Raw genomic sequence first — 1,913 nt, 5'->3', positions numbered from 1 at the left:
GGCCTGGCCGGCCCCACCCTGGGGCTGCTGGACCGCTTCGGCCCCGAGCGGATCGTCGACACCCCGCTCTCCGAGCAGGCGTTCACCGCGATGGCGATCGGCGCCGCGCTCGCCGGGCGGCGGCCGGTGCTGGAGTTCCAGATCCCCTCGCTGCTGTTCCTGGTCTTCGAGCAACTCGTCAACCAGGCCCACAAGTTCTCCCTGATGACCGGCGGCCAGGCGGGTGTGCCGCTCACCTGCATCGTGCCCGGCTCCGGCTCCCGGGACGGCTGGGCGGGCCAGCACTCCGACCACCCGTACAGCCTGTTCGCCCACGCCGGCGTGAAGACCGTCGTGCCCGCCACCCCCACCGACGCCTACGGGCTGCTGCGCTCGGCCATCCGCGACCCGGACCCGGTCGTGCTGTTCGCGCCCGCCGCCGCCCTGCCCGTCCGGGAGACGGTGACGTGGGAGCTCGCTCCGGTCCCGCTCGGCCGGGCCCGGATCCACCGCACCGGCAGCGACGTCACCGTCGTCGCCGTCGGGCACCTCGTCCACGACGCGCTCGCGGTGGCGGAGGAGGTCGCCGAGGAGATCTCCGTCGAGGTCCTCGACCCGCGCACACTGCACCCGCTGGACTGGCCGGCGCTCGCCGCCTCGCTCGAACGCACCGGCCGGCTGGTCGTGTTCGACGACTCCAACCGCAGCTGCGGCTTCGGTGCCGAGGTGCTCGCCACCGCCGCCGAAGAGCTGCGCCTGACCGCCCCGCCGCGCCGGGTCACCCGCCCCGACGGCGCCGTCCTGCCCTTCGCCCCCGCCCTCGACCGCGCCCTCCAGCCGAGCCGCGACCAGCTGCGCCGCGCGCTCTACGCCGTACTCACATAGCCCCCCGAAAGGACCCCGCATGTCCACCAACCGCTACCACTGGGACCGTTCGCACCCGGGCCTCACGGGCCTCCAGCAGGCCGTCGAGCCGCTGCGCCGCGAGGTGGTCGGCCACACCGTCTACGGCGGGCTGACCGACATCGGGCGGGTCCACACGTTCCTGGAGAGCCACGTCTTCGCCGTCTGGGACTTCATGTCGCTGCTCAAGAGCCTCCAGCGCGACCTGACCTGCGTCGACGTCCCGTGGGTGCCGGCCGGCCCGAGCGCGAGCCGCCGCCTGATCAACGAGATCGTGCTGGTCGAGGAGAGCGACGAGCTCGGCGAGGGCTACACCAGCCACTTCGAGCTGTACGTCGAGGGCATGCGCCGCGCCGGCGCCGACACCCGCCCGATCGAGACCTTCCTGGAGCTGCTGGGCACCGGCGCCGCCGTCCCCGAGGCGCTCAAGGCGGCCGGGGTGCCGCAGGCCGCCGCCGACTTCACCGGCACCACGTGGTCGATCGTCGAGAACGCGCCGGTGCACTGCCGGGCCGCCGCCTTCGCCTTCGGCCGCGAGGACCTCATCCCGGACATGTTCGCGCAGGTCGTGCGGATCGACGACCCGGACGGCGCACTCACCGTCTTCAAGGACTACCTGGCCCGGCACATCGAGGTGGACGGCGAGCAGCACACCCCGATGGCCATGCAGATGCTGATCGACCTGTGCGGCGAGGACGACGCCACGTGGGAGGCCTGCGCCGAGACCGTCCGGCTCGCCCTGCGGGCGCGGGCGCAGCTCTGGACGGCCATCGAGAAGGCGTTCTGACGAATCGTCAGATCACCCGGGGCACGGCCGCGGCCGGCGAGGGCAGTTCGTCGGCCGGGTCGCGGAAGCGGTGCAGCGCCGCCCGGCCCTCGGCCCCGCGCAGGCGGGCGGCGAGCCGGGCGGGCACCACGACGGTGACCAGGAAGCCGGTGCCGCGGAAGCCCTCGACCGTCCAGCAGACCCACGGCAGCGGGTAGTTGGCCGCCGGGCTGACGTACACCGGCCGCTCGCCCTGGAAGCGGAG

General features: G+C 73.9%; 3 protein-coding genes. 2 read left to right on the top strand and 1 reads right to left on the bottom strand.

The window, feature by feature from the left end; genetic code table 11:
* Together AB0O00_RS33100 and AB0O00_RS33095 are read left to right on the top strand one after the other, a co-directional pair.
* Window positions 1-864, top strand: an 864-nt coding sequence (locus AB0O00_RS33100) for a transketolase C-terminal domain-containing protein (RefSeq protein ID WP_363658129.1), incomplete at its 5' end; no start/stop codon positions are given.
* 19 nt (window positions 865-883) lie between these two features.
* Window positions 884-1,669 (top strand): DUF3050 domain-containing protein, encoded by a 786-nt coding sequence (locus AB0O00_RS33095; protein WP_363658127.1) that lies wholly within the window; start codon window positions 884-886, stop codon window positions 1,667-1,669.
* A gap of 7 nt (window positions 1,670-1,676) precedes the next feature.
* On the opposite strand, the gene AB0O00_RS33090 is transcribed toward AB0O00_RS33095, so the two are convergent.
* Window positions 1,677-1,913: hypothetical protein (locus AB0O00_RS33090; protein ID WP_363658125.1), on the bottom strand; the 237-nt coding region annotated here is incomplete at its 5' end.

This window comes from Kitasatospora sp. NPDC093558 (genome assembly GCF_040683475.1).
In the GTDB taxonomy this organism is placed as follows: Bacteria; Actinomycetota; Actinomycetes; order Streptomycetales; family Streptomycetaceae; genus Kitasatospora.
This window is presented reverse-complemented; position numbering and strand designations above follow the sequence as displayed.